Below are 2642 nucleotides of genomic sequence, written 5' to 3' on the forward strand. Positions count from 1 at the left end.
ATGGCCAGTACCTGCTGCGGGTCGCCGACGGCTATAAATAAACGGAATTCGAGACAGCAATGAACGTTATTCAAACCAAGCTTAAAGATTGTGTGATTATCGAACCCAAGGTCTTTGGTGATCACCGCGGTTTCTTCCTAGAGACCTTTCAGGCTGATCGCTACCGAGAAATGGCCGGTATTAGTCTGCCCTTTGTGCAGGACAATCACTCGCGCTCTGCTAAAGGCGTATTGCGGGGGCTGCATTTTCAAAAGACCAAGCCGCAGGGGAAGTTGGTGCGGGTGGTCAGTGGTGAGGTCTATGATGTTGCCGTGGATATCCGACCAGACTCGCCCAGCTTTGGCCTGTGGGAAGGGGTTATTCTCTCGGAAGAAAATAAGCGCCAGTTTTGGGTGCCGCCGGGTTTTGCCCACGGCTTTGTGGTGCTTAGCGACATGGCTGATTTTGAATACAAATGCACCGATTATTATGATCCCAGCGACGAGGGTAGCTTGATCTGGAACGATCCAGCGATGGCGATTACCTGGCCGCTAGAAAACCCCACACTGTCAGATAAAGACAGCGTGGCGCCGACCTTCGCTGAGTTGTTTCGGTCATGAGTGGCGGGCAGGGCGCGACAAAAGCAGCGATGCATCTGCTGGTTACAGGGGCTAATGGTCAGCTGGGACAGTGTTTGGCCGATCGGCTCAAGGCTCAGGGTATTTCCCATACCTTATTGAGTCGGGGCGACGCGGACATCAATGATACCGTCGTGCTAGAAAAGATCATTGCTGATAAGGAGGTCACGGCGATAATCAATGCGGCTGCGTATACTGCAGTGGATAAGGCTGAGTCAGAACCTGAGTTAGCCCAGCGGGTGAATGTCGATGGCGCCGCCGCGCTGGCCAAGCTTAGTGCGCGTTTCGATATACCCTTGCTACATGTTTCTACTGATTATGTGTTTGACGGTAATAAGCAAACGCCGTATGTGGAAGTCGATTCAATTGGCCCGACTGGAGTGTATGGCCAAACCAAGTTGGATGGCGAGTTGGCGATTCAGCGCCATGCCTCAAAATACATTATTATGCGCACCGCGTGGGTATTTAGTGAATATGGCAATAATTTTTTAAAGACCATGTTGCGCTTAGCTAGGGAGCGCGACACGCTTGGCGTGGTGGCCGATCAAGTTGGCTGCCCGACTTATGCCGGTGATATTGCAGTGGCTTTGATAACTGTTGCGGATCAAATGCACAATGGTGAAGCCCGAAGTGGTATTTATCATTATGCCGGTGACGAGGCAGTGAGTTGGCACGGCTTTGCGATGGAAATATTTGAACAGGCGCATCAGCTTGGCAGGCTGGCAAACATACCCAGCGTGAATGCCATTGCCACCGAGGCATATCCAACGCCGGCCAAGCGGCCTGCTTATTCCGTGTTGAGTAGCGATAAAATCGTGGCGGATTATGGTGTGGTGGCGAGCGACTGGCGGCTCGCGATAACCGCGGTCATTGCGAAAATGACCGAATAAAAACGCCGCATCGCTGTGATTATGAATAGGGTTTGAATATGCAAGATCTTTCCAAAGAGTTGACCTTGGTAACGGTGACCTATAATAGTGCAGCAGTTTTAGCTGCACATATTGATTCACTGCGCGATGGCGCAAGATCACCCATGCCGCGTTGGCTCATCGTTGATAATGCAAGTACTGATCAAACCGATGAAATGCTAAAGAAATACGGCGGTGAAGTGGAGCTGCTAAAAAATGCGGCTAACGTAGGTTTTGGTGGCGCCTGCAATATCGGCATTGCGGCCAGTAAAACGCGTTATGTGATGGTGCTGAATCCAGATACGCAATTATCAGAATCTGCGCTGCAAAAATTATTGTCGGAACTAAAATCCAATGACGCTGCAATCGCTGGCCCCGCACTTGAGCCTGTGGATGATCATGAAGTTGAGGCGGTTGATTGGCTGGTTGGCGCAGTATTGTTGTTTGATACCGAAAAAATGAATGCCATTGGTTATTTTGATGAGCGGTTCTTTCTTTATGAGGAAGACAAGGATATCTGCAAGTGCGCTAATGATGCTGGCTTAAAAGTAATTCAGTGTCGCAATGTGAGTATTCCCCATGTTGGCGGTGGCTCTACAGTGCGGACCAAGAAAGTAAATGAGTTTATCCATTTCCACAAAGGGCGATCCTTTGCCTTATATGCGCTGAAACATGGTCTGCCAGACGACGTTTTGAATAACTATGTTCGTGACAATACGCGCAGAAAGTGGATCGCACTGCTAACTTTCGGCAGGTCACGTTATTTACGTGCCCGAGCAAAACTAAAGGGCGTTAACTCGCTTAATAATTAAGGGGAAGTAGCTAGTGGCGCAGAATAAGAATGTCCCAGATATATACTACGACGGCTCGCGGAAAGATCTAGTGGAGTTGATTCCGAGTGGCGTTAAGCGAGTTTTAGAGATCGGTTGCGGAAAAGGGGGGTTTGCTAAAAACTTTGAAGGTGTGGCTGAGTATTGGGGGGTTGAGCCCGATAGTGCATCGGCTAAATTGGCATTGAATACATTGACAAAGGTTTTAGTTGGTACATACGACGAAGTTGAGGCAGAGCTCCCGGATGGCTACTTTGATTTAATAGTGTGTAATGACGTGATTGAAC

At 49.3% G+C, this 2642-nt stretch carries 4 protein-coding genes; all 4 read left to right on the top strand.

Annotated features, from left to right (window positions below; genetic code table 11):
- The first annotated feature begins 59 nt into the window (after nt 1–59).
- Complete coding sequence (gene rfbC, locus ABYT30_RS18220) at nt 60–599, top strand: dTDP-4-dehydrorhamnose 3,5-epimerase (protein WP_373097926.1); 540 nt, start codon at nt 60–62, stop codon at nt 597–599.
- On the top strand, nt 596–1507 hold the full coding sequence (rfbD, locus tag ABYT30_RS18225) for a dTDP-4-dehydrorhamnose reductase (RefSeq protein ID WP_373097928.1): 912 nt from the start codon (nt 596–598) through the stop codon (nt 1505–1507). Before rfbC ends, rfbD begins: the two co-directional genes overlap by 4 nt.
- Before the next feature lie 38 nt (nt 1508–1545).
- A complete protein-coding gene (locus ABYT30_RS18230) occupies nt 1546–2337 on the top strand; it encodes a glycosyltransferase family 2 protein (RefSeq protein ID WP_373097929.1) in 792 nt (263 codons plus the stop codon).
- Nucleotides 2338–2350: 13 nt separating this feature from the next.
- Nucleotides 2351–2642 (top strand): class I SAM-dependent methyltransferase (locus tag ABYT30_RS18235; RefSeq protein ID WP_373097931.1); only part of this gene is annotated, 292 nt, incomplete at its 3' end.

This window comes from Zhongshania sp. (assembly GCF_041623545.1).
In the GTDB taxonomy this organism is placed as follows: Bacteria; Pseudomonadota; Gammaproteobacteria; order Pseudomonadales; family Spongiibacteraceae; genus Spongiibacter.